Below are 15,780 nucleotides of genomic sequence, written 5' to 3'. Positions count from 1 at the left end.
ATGAAAACAAAATGATATAATAAATATACTGTCTTTGATGGAGGGATATTCTATGGAATTTCGACTGCGGGCTCCTTATAGTCTTTCTGGAGATCAGCCCCAGGCAGTGGACAAGCTTACTGAAGGCGTTCTAGCCGGTAAAAAGCACCAAACGCTGCTGGGTGTTACCGGATCGGGTAAAACATTTACAATGGCCAGCATCATTGAACGCATTCAAAAACCGACCCTGGTCTTTGCACACAATAAGACGCTGGCCGGACAGCTGTATTGCGAGTTTAAGGAATTTTTTCCGGAGAATGCGGTTGAATATTTTGTCAGTTATTATGATTATTATCAGCCGGAAGCTTATGTTCCATCCAATGACCTCTACATTGAAAAAGACGCTTCGATCAATGAGGAAATAGAAAAATTGCGGCATTCGGCCACAGCTGCGTTGTTTGAAAGAAGAGACGTCATTGTTATCGCAAGTGTTTCCTGTATCTATGGTATGGGCTCTCCGGATGAGTACCGGGATATGGTTCTGTCTTTGCGGCAGGGCCAGGAAATAGAACGCAATCAGATGCTGCGCAAGCTGGTTGAAATCCAGTACGACCGGAATGATACCGCCTTTTATCGCGGAACTTTCCGGGTAAGAGGGGATGTCGTCGAGGTATGTCCTGCTTCTACGGATGAAAAGGCAGTCCGGATTGAAATGTTCGGCGATGAAATCGAGCATCTTTATGAGGTGAATCTTCTGACCGGTGAAATCCTGGGAGAACGAAAACATATCTCGATTTTTCCAAACTCCCACTATGTGACCGAACGTGATAAATTAATGCTGGCAGCTGAAAATATTGAGCAGGAGCTTGAAGAGCGCCTGGAATATTTCCGTTCCAGGGAAAAGCTGCTGGAGGCTCAGCGCCTCGAACAGAGAACCCGCTACGATATTGAAATGCTTCGGGAGATGGAATTTTGCAACGGTATTGAAAATTATTCCAGGCATCTTACCTTCCGCAAACCAGGAGAAACACCCTATACTTTGCTGCACTTTTTCCCGAAGGATTTCCTGATGTTCATTGATGAATCGCATCAGACTCTGCCGCAGGTCAGAGGTATGTTTGAGGGAGACCGTTCCAGGAAAAGCACGCTGGTGGAGCATGGTTTCCGCCTGCCCTCTGCCATGGATAACCGGCCGCTGCGTTTTTCTGAATTTGAAATAGTTGTACCCCAAAGGGTCTATGTCAGTGCGACTCCCGGACCATACGAAATGGAGCACTGCCGCGAGGTTGTCGAACAGATTATCCGGCCCACAGGTCTGATTGACCCGGAAATCATTGTGAGGCCCACCCAGGGACAGATTGATGACCTGATCGGCGAGATCCGGCAGCGGATTGCCAGGGACGAAAGAATCCTCGTGACCACACTGACCAAGAGAATGTCCGAAGACCTGACAGACTATCTGAAACAGCTGAATATTAATGTCAGATATCTTCATTCTGATATTCAAACCCTTGAGAGGCTGGAAATCTTAAGAGAACTCCGTCTTGGAGAAATAGATGTGATTGTCGGGATTAATCTTTTAAGAGAAGGCCTTGATTTGCCTGAGGTATCGCTGGTGGTGATCCTTGATGCTGATAAGGAAGGATTCTTAAGATCGGAAAGGTCTTTGATCCAGACTGTGGGCCGGGCGGCCCGAAATGTCAACGGAAAAGTCATCATGTATGCGGACAATGTGACGGAATCCATGAAAGCCGCGATTGGTGAGACCAACCGTCGCCGAGCGATCCAGGAAGAATATAACAGAGCACACGGGATTATCCCGCAGACCATTCGCAAGCAGATCTATGAAGTGCCTGAAGCGACGAAAGTTGCGGAGAAAAAGACGGCTTATGGGGAAAAAGGCGGCAAGTTAACACCTGAGGAACAGGAAAAAACCATTCAGGTCCTGGAAGAAGAGATGCTTAAGGCTGCCAGGGAACTGGATTTTGAACGCGCAGCTGATTTGAGGGATGCGATCATTGAACTGAAGGGAGAATATGCTGGTATGACACGGAGCAGCCGCTCTAAATCCGGCAAAAACTATTCTTCCGAGAAACAGAACAGATCCCGCAAAAAAAGAAGGTAAATGAATGCGAACAAATGTTCCCTTTTGCTGTCTTTTGGTGTAAGATAAGATCGTGGCAATTATGGAAGAATAGATGTTAAATAAGGAATAGAATCAAGCAAAAATATAGCCTTATCATCTTTAGAAGCCTTATGGAGGAAATATATGACCCAGGATTATATCAAGGTACGGGGCGCCCGTGTCCATAACCTCAAAAACATTGATGTCGATATTCCGCGGGATAAGCTCGTTGTTATTACCGGCCTGTCCGGTTCAGGAAAATCATCTCTAGCTTTTGACACCATTTACGCTGAAGGCCAAAGACGCTATGTTGAGTCCCTTTCAGCTTATGCCCGCCAGTTCCTGGGGCAGATGGACAAACCGGATGTCGATTATATTGAAGGACTATCACCCGCAATCTCCATTGATCAGAAGACGACAAGCCGCAATCCACGATCAACCGTAGGAACGGTAACGGAAATCTATGATTATCTCAGACTGCTTTATGCAAGGGTCGGCCATCCGCATTGTCCGAACTGCGGCAAAGAGATCAGTCAGCAGACCGTTCAACAGATGGTCGATCAATTGCTGACCTATCCGGAGAAAAGCCGTCTGCAGATTCTGGCACCGGTAATCAAAGGGAAAAAAGGAGAGCACGTCCGGACACTCGAACAGGTCAGAAAAAGCGGCTACGTCCGGGTGAGGGTGGACGGAGAAGTCAGAGACCTCAGTGAGGAAATACTTCTCGAAAAAAACAAAAAGCACTCCATTGATGTGGTTGTCGACAGAATTTCCCTGAAGCCCGACAGCACCGCCCGGCTCGCCGACTCAATCGAGACTGCACTGAAGCTCGCCGAAGGAACGGTCCTGGTCGACATCGTGGGTCGGGAAGAGATTCTGTTCAGCGAAAATTTTGCGTGCCCGGACTGCGGAATTGCAATCGACGAGATTGCTCCAAGACTATTTTCATTCAACAGCCCATTCGGGGCCTGTCCGTCGTGTACCGGACTCGGAGCGAATCTGGAAGCAGATATCGATCTGATTATCTCCGACCGCAGCAAGTCTATCAATGAAGGTGCAATCGTGCCGTGGGCGAAATCGAGTTCGAGCTATTATCCTGCCCTGCTGCAGGGGCTGGCCGAAAAATTCGGGTTCAGTCTGGACTGCCCGATGAAAGATCTGACACCGGAGCAGTGGCAGGCCCTGGTCTATGGCTCTGATTCACCGATTAAATTCAGTTACTACAATGTCTTTGATGAATTAAAATATTGGAAAGCGCCTTTTGAAGGACTGGTGCCGTATTTTAACCGCCGATATAAGGAATCGACCTCGGACTATGTCCGGAATGAAATAGAAGGTCTGATGACAGAGAAACCGTGCCCGGCCTGTCAGGGCAAGAGGCTGAAACCGGAAGCGCTGGCTGTAAAGATTAATCGTTTATCCATCTATGAGCTGACCAGGCTTACCGTGATGGAGTCCCTGGACTTTTTTAAAAAGATCGTTCTAAGTGAAAAGGAACAGATGATTGCGCGTCAGGTTTTGAAAGAAATCAAAGAAAGGCTTGGTTTTCTTGTTAATGTCGGGCTGGACTACCTGACTCTGGATCGTGCCGCCGGGACACTTTCAGGTGGGGAGGCCCAGCGGATCCGTCTGGCCACGCAGATTGGCTCGAGTCTCACCGGCGTGCTGTATGTGCTGGATGAGCCAAGCATCGGTCTGCACCAGCGCGATAACGCAAAACTGCTGGACACATTGAAAAAACTGCGGGACTTGGGGAACACACTTTTGGTCGTGGAACATGATGAGGATACTCTTTTGGAGGCCGACCATATCATTGATATCGGCCCTGGCGCCGGAGCCCATGGCGGGCATATTGTGGCGCAGGGAGATATGGAAGCGATCAAGGCGTGTGAAGCTTCGATTACCGGGCAGTATCAAACCGGTCGTAAAAAGATTGAAGTCCCGGCTGAACGCCGCCAGCCGAACGGAAAATGGCTTGAAGTAGTCGGCGCAGCCCAGAACAACCTGAAACAGCTCCATGCCAAATTCCCATTGGGTGTAATGACTTGTGTAACAGGCGTGTCCGGATCGGGCAAAAGCACGCTGGTCAACGAAATATTACTCAAAGGACTTCAGACGGAACTCAAAATCAGCAGCAAAGTCCGTCCCGGGGTTTACCGGGAGCTCAAAGGACTGGAGTATGTCGACAAGGTTATCGACATTGATCAGTCTCCGATCGGGCGTACACCGCGATCCAATCCGGCCACGTACACCGGGCTATTTGATTTTATCCGGGACCTCTTTTCCCAGACGCCGGAAGCGAAAATCAGAGGCTATAAACAAGGCCGGTTCAGCTTCAATGTCAAAGGCGGACGCTGTGAGGCATGCCGGGGAGACGGAATCATAAAAATTGAAATGCATTTTCTTCCGGATGTCTATGTCCCGTGTGAGGTATGCCGCGGGCAGCGTTACAACCGTGAGACCCTGGAGGTAAGCTTTAAAGGGAAAAATATTGCGGAGATCCTCGACATGACGGTTGCTGAAGCGGTTGAATTTTTCGCGGCTGTACCTCGGATTGCTCGGAAACTGCAGACACTGCAGGATGTTGGCTTAGGCTACATCAAGCTTGGGCAGCCGGCTACGACCCTTTCCGGGGGAGAGGCCCAGCGCGTTAAGTTGGCTACGGAGCTCAGCCGCCGCAGTACGGGGAAAACGCTGTATATTTTGGATGAACCGACGACCGGTTTGCACGTCGCCGATGTGGATAAGCTGTTAAAGGTCTTACAGCGCCTCGTTGAGGCGGGCGATTCCGTTCTGATCATTGAGCACAATCTGGACGTGATTAAAACCGCCGATTATATCATCGACCTCGGTCCGGAAGGCGGCAGCCGGGGAGGCGAGATTGTCGCAATTGGTACGCCCGAGGAAATCGCCGCGGTTCCGGCCTCGTATACTGGACAGTTTTTAGGAAAACATCTGGGAATTTAGGACAATAGGTTAAATTCATTAATTTTTAAAAGCTGGTGTCGTTTTATACGGTGTCAGCTTTTCTGATTTTTCGACAATGTCATTAATTGGTGTACTCCCCTTGTGGAAAAGTGTCGGCAGGGGGTAGACAATTGAAGGCAGATGGTATATATTATATTGTAAATAATTTTAAGGAATCGTTCCTATATTTTTTGGAGGGAAAGAGAAAATGCGATCGAAAGTCAACATCAATGCGTTGCAGAACAAAGTGAATTTAAGTGAAAAAATTACCATGCTGACGTGTTATGACTATCCAATGGCCCTTCTTGAAGAGAAGGCTGGTATCGATATTATACTTGTCGGAGATTCTATGGCGATGACCGTTCTGGGAGAAGAGACAACCCTGGGCATGGACCTGGATACCATGGTCACACATGCCAAGGCAGTCCGTAAAGGTGCACCTACGGCGTACTTAGTCGGCGATATGCCTTATATGACCTATCAGATCAGCAAAAAAGAAGCCATTCGCAATGCAAGCCGTTTTATGGCAGAGGCTGGCTGCGATGCTGTCAAGCTGGAAGGCGGATCCAATATGGCGGATACCGTCGAAGCTATGGTCAAAGCGACCATTCCTGTCATGGGACATCTTGGCTTAACTCCGCAATCTATGGCTCAATTAGGTGGATTTAAATCGCAGGGACGCGATTGTGCAGGCGCCTTAAAGATTATTGAAGATGCCAGGATTCTTGAGGAAGCCGGTATTAGCCTGTTGCTGCTGGAAGCTATTCCGCCTGAAGTCGGCAAGATTGTTACTGAAAGAGCAAATATCCCGGTTATTGGGATCGGAGCAGGTCCATATGTTCATGGACAGCTGATGATCGTCCACGATGCGCTGGGTTTCTTTGACGCTTTCACCCCCAAATTTGTCAAGAAGTATGTGAATCTGAATTCGATCATCTTGGATGCTTTGGAAAGCTACAAGAATGATGTAGTTGGGGAACAGTATCCGGAAGACGGGCATAATTATAACTTTATGAATGGGGAATTGGAAAAGCTTCTCAGGCAAGCATAAAAATCATACAGTAATATGAAGGTTTAATTTTAGATACTGCTGACAACCGTTGTTGGCAGTATTTTTGTTTCTTCAGTACAAACAAATGAATTACACGAATTTCTGGATATTGTTTTCCCTGGCGAACCGGTACACTGCAATTAGGAAGAAAGCCACGGCAAAAGCAATCAAGATAGCAATATTCATCAGGATTTCCGACAGACTGCTGCCGGACTGCATTTTTTGAATCGCATCCAAAGCCCACCATTGCGGCATAAAGTGGGCGATTTTCTGCATGGTTTCGGGCATCAGGCTAACCGGCCAGAAACATCCTCCCAGCATGCAGGTCGGCGTCAGGATAAGCGTAGAAAGCGTGCCTGCCATGTAGGACGAACTGGAAAACGCTGTTGTAATAAGTCCGATCCCGATTGAAACAAGGCCGAACAGCAGAAGGATAAAGAACAGAAGGATTGCAGGCACATAGGTTTCAATACGGAACAGATATTGTAAAGCCACGATGATAAAGAGTGTTTGAACGGTAACGATGATCAGGCTGCTTAGCGCATTTGCACTGAGATATTCCTTTGGCGATACGGGACTCGCACAAATTCTGTGATAGGTCCTGGTTTTTTTTTCATTCAGGATAGCATGAGATGTCAAGCCTGCTCCGAGCATTACAAACATCAGCAGGAAGCCGAAGCTTGTCAGGGTAATATCCTTGCTGACACTTTCGTCCTGCAGTTCGACAGCAGATACCTGGAGCGGATGGCTGCTGTATTCCTGAAACAGTCCCCGGAAAGCTGTCTCGTCCCCGCCGGCAGCGGCAGCCAGATCTTTCAGATTCCGGGTCTGCAGATTAAAAAACTGCTCCAGCCAGGCCGTTGTATCCTGTCCCTTTAACGAGATGATTTTGATTGCTGCCGGAGAGCCGGCAACAATACTTTTTTCATATCCACCGGGGATGATGATAGCTGCCTCCAGGGTTTGATCCAGAAGGTTGTTTTTTATTTCTGTTTCTTGGAGGGGAGTAAGCGTATAGTTTCCCGCTTTAGCAGTTTCCTGGACAAGGTAGGCGGAAAGGGCAGTTTGGTCTTTGTCAATCAGCCCGATTTGGACGGGTTCTGACTTGGCCCCGCTGTAGATCGCCAGTGCAAAGACAATACCGAGCAGCGGAAGAAGCAGATAGACAATATAATTCCCCTTTTTTCTAAAGGTGACCTTTAAGGTGTTCCGGACTAAAAATAGAATGTTTTTCATTCAGACCGCCTCCTTTCTGGATAGGAATGCTGAGACCATTAGAAATGTCGCGGCGACAGCCAGATTGATCAGAATAGCAGGAAGCATGATCGTATAGTCCTGATCATAGATCAATCTGAAAATTGCCTCATTTGTCCACTTAAGCGGAGATAGCGCAGTGATGGCAGTGAGTGGACCATTCAGCGAGGATAACGGGACATACCCGCCGCCGAGGAAAGCAATAATTGGGATCAGAACATTTAGACAAGCGGCACCTGTACCGTCATTGCGAATCAGGTAAGCAATTCCCGTACCCAGACTGATTGCCAGAACAGCTTCAGAGAAAATGATCAGCAGGACCGATAGCAGGTCTGATCCCCAGTACACTTTAAAGAAAAGCGAGCTAAACAGAAGAACGACCGCTGCCTGCACGATGGTTACCAGGAGGCCGCCGAGGGTTTTGCCTGTGAGCAGTTCGATTTTGGTGACAGGACTGCTAAGTATCCGGTTGCCGGTTTTAAAATTCTGTTCATTTTTAACAGACCAGAATCCGGTCAGCGAAGCGTACAGTAAAAAAAGTGTCAGCATGGTTACCGCGTAGTAATCCAGTGAACCGGGTTCTCTTTTTTTGTCTATGGATTCGGACTGAACATAATCTTCTTCAGGACTAGCCATAATGCCCGCTAATGCAGAAGGATTTGTTTGGGCAATCAGCTTAACGGCATCATATCTGGCGGCAAACACTTTAACGGATGATTCAACGAGATTGGCCTCAAAGTTAAAACGCGCATTTTTGTAGACGTGAATTTCCGGGGGGGCGCTCGTCAGCAAAATAAAACAGGAATACCGGTCATTTCTAATACTGCTTAGACCTTCCTCTGGGTTTGTCGTTTCGGTAAAAGTAATTCCCAGCTGTTTCTGCAGCTCCTCCTGAAAGGAATGAAAACTTTCGGTAAGTGCCGGATCTCCTTGAACAGAATAAAGGACACGTATATCGTCCAATACAATATCATTGGAAAATACACCGGAAAAGGCCGTACCCAGGATGACAATCAAGACAATCGGGAAAAGGACCATCATAATATTCGCTTTGAAATCCCGAATGTTCTGTTTGAATTCCTTTAAAATAATATGAATAATTCTCATGGCAGCCACCTAATCCCTTAGACTGCGGCCGGTCAGCGACAGAAATACAGTTTCCAGGTCCGGTGTTCTGCTCTCAACACTTTTGATTGAGAACTTGTTTTCGGTAAAGTAACAGATAATTTTATCAAGGTTGTGGACTTCTTTGGCAGTGCTAATTTTTAGCGTATTTTCTTCAATGTCCATCTGAAGAACCCCGGGTATTTCCCTGATCTTGTCTTCGACAGCTTTCGTGATCGAGTCGTTAACGGTAATCCAGACAATATTGGAGTCGGTTAACAGCGCTTTCAACTCTTCTTTGCTGCCCAGGGCAATCACTTTGCCGTGATCCATGATCGCGATTCGGGAACAGATTTCTTCGACTTCTTCCATGTAATGGCTGGTATAAATGATCGTACAGCCCATCTGATTTAATTTCTTAACAGATTGCAGGATATGATTCCGGGATTGTGGATCGATACCTACGGTAGGCTCATCCATGATAATCAATTTCGGTTTATGGGTAATCGCACAGGCGATATTCAGCCGTCTTTTCATGCCCCCGGAAAAGCTTTTTGGATAACTGTTTGCCTTATCGCTTAATCCGGTAAATTCAAGCGCCTCAGCCGCTGCCTTATTCAGCTCATCCCCTCGCAGATCGTAAAGGCCCGCAAAAAATTTGACATTTTCCAGCGTGGTCAGATCTTCATAAATGGCAATATCCTGGGGAACTATGCCTGTGTTTTTCTTCGAAAAGGCTTTGTTTCTTTTCGTATCTTTATTCAGAATAGAGATCGTCCCTTTATCGATGGATAATAAGCCAATAATCATGTTAATAGCGGTGCTTTTACCTGCGCCGTTCGGTCCCAAAAGTCCAAATATTTCTCCCTGTGCAATGCTGATATTCATGTTATCCACAGCAATGACATCACCGAATTTTTTCGTAACATTTTCCATTACCAGGATGCTCATAATGAACCGCCCCTTTCATTTTCCTATCCATCACTATGATTCATCATAGATACTACTAAAAAAAGGAACCTTTCGTTAGTAGAAAAGGTCACCAATTCGTATGACAAAAGTCATTTGTTTATGATGATTGTAACATTCTTTTGGTTATGTAATGTTTTTATGATCTGGAACCGGTCAGGTAATAAATCGCAATTTGGGTTCTGTGCTCAAGCTCCGTTTTATTCAGGATGGAAGTGATATGATTTTTTACCGTACCTTCCGAGACATAGAGCTCCTTTGCTATTTCGCGATTAGCAAGGCCTTTGGAGATAAGTTTGATGATATCCATTTCTCTATCAGAGAAAAGATCTTCAGCAATTTTGACTTTGGGATTCGTGACCAGTTCCTCCCGAATTTTTTTCATCACACTGTCCTGCATCACAATGCCGCCCTCATATACCATTTTTATCGCGTCCATGATCCGGTCAGGGGAACTGTTCTTCAGCAAATACCCTCTTGAACCGTTTTTTACAGCCGTCAGAATAAAATCATCGTCGTCAAATGTGGTCAGGATCAGTGGCTTGACGGTCGTTTTCTCAGATATTTCTCTGGAAGCCTGCAGGCCGTCCATGACAGGCATCCTGACATCAAGCAGCACGATATCGACTTTCTGGGATTCACAGTATTGGATGGCCTGCAGGCCATTTTCCACACAGGCGGTTACTTCAAAACGTTCGTCGTTTTGAAGTATGATTTTAAGCCCTTCCCGAATCAGGATGTCGTCATCGGCGATAAGTACTTTAATCGGCATTTTCTGCTCCTTTCACAGGCAGTAAGGTAATGACGGAAAAACCGTCTGAACTGTCCAGAATTAGTTTGCCCCCGCAGCTTTCCGTTCTTTCCTCCATCCCTTCCAGCCCCAATCCCTTCTTAATCGATATGGCACCGACTCCATTATCTTTTATTTCGACTTTAATAAGTTTATTCATTATCTCAAGGTTTATTTTCACTTCTCCGGCGGATGAATATTTCAATGTATTTGTCAGTGCTTCCCGGACATTTTCCAGGATGATTCTCCATTGTGAATGGGTAATGCAGTTCAGATCACCCCGGTAGTTCAAATGTGTTTTCATTTGGCTGTTAAATGAATGCTCATCCAGAATCGCTTTCAAACGATTAATGCCAAGCTGCTCAGGAGCTGGTTTGATAGTTCTGAGTGTGGAACGGATATCCTCCATGCCTTCTTTCAAGACATGGATAACATTGAAAATAATCTCCTTTGATCTATTCTGGTCCCGGTCAATCACCACGCGGGCGGCTTCAAGCTGGATCAGGCTTCCGGCAAGGACATGCCCAATTTTATCGTGAATATTTTGCGCAAGCGTATTTCTTTCTTCCAGCTGGCTTAAATACCTGACCTGGTTTTCATATTCGGTACCGGAGTGCAAACGGCCGTAAAGAGAATGGTTCTTTTCTCTTAAGAAATCGTTGTCCGCGGCCAGGCGGGCAATGCGCATCGAAGATTTTAGGGACAGTTCATAAATCATGGCGCTCAAAAGACTGATCAGCAGATATTCCGGGATAATACTCCCCGCAAGCAAGAAAAGAGGAAGAGCTGTAGAGATCAGGGCATATAATGGATTTTTCCCGAACTGGTGAAACAATTCCAATAAGTTTAACGGCAAAAGAAAAACAAAGAGATTAGAGGCATAGAAAGCAGAGAGAATCAGAAAAACACATATCAAAACCATCCATGTTTTTTTTACGGATTCCTTGGAGGAAATAATATGAAACATACTCACAATGATATAGATAAGTAGAAGTAACAGCACCAGGGGTAAATTGGTCATCCCAGTCAGTACATAGCAAAAAATACTATATAGAATAATCACTAATTTCGTGCCCAAAAGCCAGCTGGTCATCAGATTACCTCGTTCATCCTATTTCAGTATATCAGAAAAACCTTAGGTGCTTTCTGATATATCTATGGGCAACTAAGGCTTACGCCTGTGCCAAAAGGCTTGGCGTAAGCCAAGTTTTCTATATAATCCTACTATAGTTTTTCTACCGGGACCATGTCAACCCTAATTCTGGTATATTATACGTCTGACTACCTTGCCCAAAAATCGAAAAGGCTACGGCCCTGAAGTTCTATGGTATAATAGTATCGATTTATTCGTGTAATCTGCCAAAGGAGTGAAATAGATTGATCCGACTTGTTGCCATAGATTTGGATGAAACACTGCTTAACGATGCGTGGCAAATTTCTGAAGGGAACATCAAGGCCATCCGCCGCGCAGTGGCCAAAGGCGTAATGGTTACGCTTGCTACAGGAAGGATGGCTGTATCTGCCAGAAAATACGCCAGCCAGCTGGGTCTGGATGTTCCGATTATTACATGCAACGGAGCCTTGATCGAGCACTCCCTGAGCAGGGAAATCATCTGCCATAAAGTGATTCCGTCAGGATTAGCTATGGAGATTATTCAGCATCTCCAGTCGAAAGAAGTCTATACACAGGTGTTTATCAAAGATGAAGTCTTTACAAATAAATGGAATCAATATTCCAAAGCCTATGAGGAAATGACCGGAATAAAGGTCCAGGAAACGGATGTGCTGCAAATTTTGCACACTGAGCCGGAAGGTGCTGAAAAAATATTGTGCATTTCCGGGGAGGATTATCTCCAGGCTGCTACGGCAGATCTGCGGCAGATCTATGCCGACAGGCTTCATTTTACGCGTTCCAAGCCAATTTTTCTGGATATGATCGATAAAGAGGTCAACAAAGGCAGCGCGCTTCGGGCGTTAGCCGCGAATTTCGGCATCTTGCCGGAAGAAATTATCGCGATCGGGGATAATTTCAATGACCGGGAAATGCTGATGTTTGCCGGCATCGGTGTGGCTATGGGCAATGCCCTTCAGGAACTTAAAGAAATTGCGGATTATATTACAGCTTCAAATAAAGAAGACGGAGTAGCCAAAGTTTTCGAGAAATTTGTTCTGTAAGGTCCATCATAAATCAGAAAAAAGAATCAGCCTAAGAATTCAGGTAAGGAGTTTTAATGTGAAGATCCTGCTCGTTGGCATAAATACCCGGTATGTACATACAAATCTAGCCATTCGCTGTCTGCGTGAAGTCTTGAAGACACAGGGAAACACCGTATGGGAAATCTGTATTCGCGAATTTTCGATTAATGAGCATCTGGACAAAATTGCCGGAGAAATATTTGAAGAGAAACCGGATGTCCTTGGTTTCTCCTGCTATATCTGGAACATTGTCTCCGTTAAGGCCCTGGTACGCAGGCTGAGGCCTGTCTTGCCCGATGCCTTCATCCTGGCCGGGGGGCCGGAAGTATCTTTTGACTGTGATCGTCTTATAAATGAAGTCCCCCAGCTCGATGCGGTCGTTGCCGGGGAAGCTGAACGGGTTCTGCCTGTGCTGCTCGAAGGTTGGTCCGAAGGCAATCTTCCCCGGGATGTTGCCGGTGTTGTCTGGCGACAGCGGAGAGAGGCCGGCGGTCCCCAGGGCCTGGACAGCATGACCGACTCGGATGGTTTCCAGGGAATGACCAACGCCGATGAATGTGGCATGGTAGTGACGAATGCAGCGGTACCGGATACCGTGGATCTGAATCTTCTTCCAAACCCCTACGCGGGGCAAGAGGATCTTCGCGGAAAGCTGGTTTATGTCGAGACAAGCAGGGGCTGTCCGTATAACTGTGAATTTTGTATTTCGTCCACTTTCAAGGGTGTCCGGTTTCTGCAACCGGAGCGTCTTCGTCCCATTTTGCGGCAGCTTTTTGCGAACGGGGCAAGGACGATTAAATTTGTGGACAGAACATTCAACGCATCCAAAACGCACGGGTTTCAAGTTCTTGACCTATTTAAAGAGGAAGCTGAACGGGAGTACGAAAAAACAGGACCGGAGGGCCCATATGGATTGTCTGGGGACATTCCACGGGCTCATTGCGAGATAGCCGGAGATTTGCTGGATCAGGACTGGCTGCAGTACTTGCAGAACTATCCGACAGGAATGATTCAATTAGAGATCGGAGTCCAGTCCACCCATCCACCTGCTTTAAAATCGATCCGCCGATCCCAAAATTTTGCGGACTGGAAAGATAAGGCTCGTTATTTGCAGCACGACTGCGGGATACCGGTTCATTTGGATCTTATTGCAGGCTTACCCCATGAGGGGTGGGCAGAATTCCGCAAGTCATTTGATGAAGTTTTTAATCTCAGACCGAACCATTTGCAGCTAGGTTTTCTCAAGGTATTGAAGGGTTCGGGAATCCGCAGGCAATGTACCCGATACGGGCTGAAATACTGCCCGGATCCGCCCTATACGGTCCTGAAAACACGGGAGTTGAGCCACGAACAGGTTTTGGACCTGGTCCGAATAGAAGAAATTCTGGAAAGGTACTATAATTCTGGAAGGTTTAAGTTTTCACTCGAAGTTGTTCTTGCTGATCGGCAGAGTCCGTTTGATTTTTTTGATGCTCTGGCCAGATACTGGCACGGCAAGGGCTGGTTCCAAAGAGAATGGAGTTCCAGGTCACTCTTCGAGAATATCTGGGAATTTCTGATGGAACAGCCGGACGGCCGGACCTCACTGAATCGGAAACTTTGGCGCGAAGCACTGCGTTTTGATTATTTTGTCGCTGAACGTCCCGGGCAAATCCCTGATTTTCTACAGAGAGCAGAAGAGACTGTCCAGGATAAAAGTTGGAAAGAAGAGATAAGGAAGGACCCGATTTGGCAGAACCGGATTCCTGCGTCTGAGGGCATGGACAAAAGGCAGTGGATCAGAGCTACGGCTATCGAATATTTTGAGCGGGATATTCCAACAGGGACTACAGAACATTCCCCGGGAAAAGGCGGCTGGTATTTGTTCTACTACGGTCGAAAGCCGACCCAGTATTTTAAAGTTGAAAGTTGAAGCTCCTAAAAGCATATAGAAAACCAATTGACAAAAACAGTCTCAGAAAGTAGTATTTGTAACTTTCCAGCGGACGGATTAGAATAAGAAGAAAAGAAACGAATATTTGCTCGGGTTAGTCTCCGTAATGGATGGCGCAACAGCCGAGAAGCGGTGTTGTGGCCCTCAGACTTGCCCTAGCATAATGGTTTTTTATTTTAGTGAGATTGTATCAGGTATGAGGAGAGGAAATCGCTCTGAATGGAAAAAAGGCTGAAAGCACTTCCGTGTATTATGATAATTATATTGAGCTTAACGGCTTTAACAGCTTGTTCCAAGGGACCCTCTCCGGGGAAACCCGGCGGAGACGCCCCTGCGGTAATTTCTGTCTGGTATTCGTTGGACGGCAAAGAAGAACAGGCTTTACTTGCGCAGTTTGCCAGAATCAATAAGGAATATCCCGAAGTATCGGTTAAAGGTGAAAGAATTGCTGAGGCAGATATTGTCCAGCAGGTCTGGAACTACCAAGCCGGAGCAGAGGGGCCGGAAATTGTGATTGCTAGAAGACAGATCCTCGATGCGCTCTATAAAAAAGGAGCGGTCTCACCTGTCCTGGCGGATATCGACTCAGCCTATCCGGCGGCGAGAGCGGTTTTTACGTATAATAAACAAGCATTTGCAGCACCCTGGCTTACGGATGTACCACTGCTCTACTACCGCAAAGATAAAGTACCGGTGCCCCCGGCAAGTCTGGCGGAAATCTGGGAGAAACATTCCGTCATCGCAGTTCCGGGTCTGAATGCGTCGCTGCTCAGTCCGTGGTGGAGGGCTGAGGGAGGAACGTTAAGCACTAACGGTATTCCAGCCCTGAATTCGCAGAAGAATCGGGCTTTTATCAACAATTTTGCAGCGCTTCGTCAGCAAAACCAAGTGCTTTTGGACAGCGCGGCCTTAGCCCGGTTTGCCGGGGGTGAGACCGGTTACCTGCTGACCTGGGCCAGTGACAGTACCAAACTGACGAACATAGGCGGAAACTGGGACTGTCTGTCCTTCTATTCTTTACTGGGAGCCAAGGGACAGGTTTTGCTGGATCATACGATCGGAATCGCTAATTCATCCATAAAGACCATTCCTGCCATGGAAAGCGCCATTCGGCTGGTTGAAGAAGAACTGCTGAAGCCGGCGGCGGAAGAGGCGATGTTTCAAGCCGGCGGCAGGCTGCCTGTTAACAGTGCGTATTACGAATCGGCGGCGAAGCGTTTTCAGTCAGAGGTTGCTTTGTCTTTGCAGTCTGCCTGGTATTTGGAGGGTTCAGTGAACGACTGGACGTATTTGGACCTCCTAAATTCCAGCTGGCAGAATATTGCAGGAGGGGCCAATATGGAAAGTGAACTCGCTCGTATTCAGCAGGATGCGTCGGATATTGGCAAGCAAACGAAATAATCAGGAAAGGA

The 15,780-nt window shown here is 46.9% G+C and carries 11 protein-coding genes; 6 read left to right on the top strand and 5 right to left on the bottom strand.

Annotated features, from left to right (window positions below):
• Positions 1-52: 52 nt before the first annotated feature.
• The 3 genes from uvrB to panB all read left to right on the top strand — a co-directional run bounded on the left by uvrB (position 53) and on the right by panB (position 6,122).
• Entirely contained in the window at positions 53-2,104 is a 2,052-nt protein-coding gene (gene uvrB / locus DHBDCA_RS13965) for an excinuclease ABC subunit UvrB (protein ID WP_015044881.1), read from the top strand.
• Positions 2,105-2,248: 144 nt separating this feature from the next.
• Positions 2,249-5,071, top strand: a complete 2,823-nt coding sequence (gene uvrA, locus DHBDCA_RS13960) for an excinuclease ABC subunit UvrA (RefSeq protein WP_015044880.1) — start codon at positions 2,249-2,251, stop codon at positions 5,069-5,071.
• Between the two features lie 208 nt (positions 5,072-5,279).
• Positions 5,280-6,122, top strand: a complete 843-nt coding sequence (panB, locus tag DHBDCA_RS13955; protein WP_015044879.1) for a 3-methyl-2-oxobutanoate hydroxymethyltransferase — start codon at positions 5,280-5,282, stop codon at positions 6,120-6,122.
• 90 nt (positions 6,123-6,212) lie between these two features.
• Here the strand turns inward: panB and DHBDCA_RS13950 are convergent, their stop codons facing one another.
• The 5 genes from DHBDCA_RS13950 to DHBDCA_RS13930 form a co-directional block, all read right to left on the bottom strand.
• Entirely contained in the window at positions 6,213-7,358 is a 1,146-nt protein-coding gene (locus DHBDCA_RS13950; protein ID WP_015044878.1) for an ABC transporter permease, read from the bottom strand.
• Positions 7,359-8,483, bottom strand: a complete 1,125-nt coding sequence (locus DHBDCA_RS13945; RefSeq protein ID WP_015044877.1) for an ABC transporter permease — start codon at positions 8,481-8,483, stop codon at positions 7,359-7,361.
• Between the two features lie 9 nt (positions 8,484-8,492).
• Positions 8,493-9,431 (bottom strand): ABC transporter ATP-binding protein, encoded by a 939-nt coding sequence (locus tag DHBDCA_RS13940; RefSeq protein ID WP_015044876.1) that lies wholly within the window; start codon positions 9,429-9,431, stop codon positions 8,493-8,495.
• 157 nt (positions 9,432-9,588) lie between these two features.
• Positions 9,589-10,221: a response regulator transcription factor gene (locus tag DHBDCA_RS13935; RefSeq protein ID WP_015044875.1), complete on the bottom strand. Its 633-nt coding sequence runs from the start codon at positions 10,219-10,221 to the stop codon at positions 9,589-9,591.
• Positions 10,211-11,332: a sensor histidine kinase gene (locus DHBDCA_RS13930; RefSeq protein WP_034378521.1), complete on the bottom strand. Its 1,122-nt coding sequence runs from the start codon at positions 11,330-11,332 to the stop codon at positions 10,211-10,213. The genes DHBDCA_RS13935 and DHBDCA_RS13930 overlap by 11 nt, the downstream gene beginning before the upstream one ends.
• 284 nt (positions 11,333-11,616) lie before the next feature.
• Between DHBDCA_RS13930 and DHBDCA_RS13925 the strand changes: the two genes are divergently transcribed.
• The 3 genes from DHBDCA_RS13925 to DHBDCA_RS13915 all read left to right on the top strand — a co-directional run bounded on the left by DHBDCA_RS13925 (position 11,617) and on the right by DHBDCA_RS13915 (position 15,769).
• Positions 11,617-12,414 (top strand): Cof-type HAD-IIB family hydrolase, encoded by a 798-nt coding sequence (locus DHBDCA_RS13925; protein ID WP_015044872.1) that lies wholly within the window; start codon positions 11,617-11,619, stop codon positions 12,412-12,414.
• Positions 12,415-12,472: 58 nt separating this feature from the next.
• A complete protein-coding gene (locus DHBDCA_RS13920; protein WP_015044871.1) occupies positions 12,473-14,347 on the top strand; it encodes a B12-binding domain-containing radical SAM protein in 1,875 nt (624 codons plus the stop codon).
• A gap of 240 nt (positions 14,348-14,587) precedes the next feature.
• Entirely contained in the window at positions 14,588-15,769 is a 1,182-nt protein-coding gene (locus tag DHBDCA_RS13915; protein WP_015044870.1) for an ABC transporter substrate-binding protein, read from the top strand.
• The last annotated feature ends 11 nt before the right edge of the window (positions 15,770-15,780 follow it).

The organism is Dehalobacter sp. DCA, assembly GCF_000305775.1.
Lineage (GTDB): Bacteria > Bacillota > Desulfitobacteriia > Desulfitobacteriales > Syntrophobotulaceae > Dehalobacter > Dehalobacter alkaniphilus.
The sequence above is the reverse complement of the archived record's forward strand: the minus strand, read 5'-3'. Positions and strand labels throughout refer to the sequence as shown.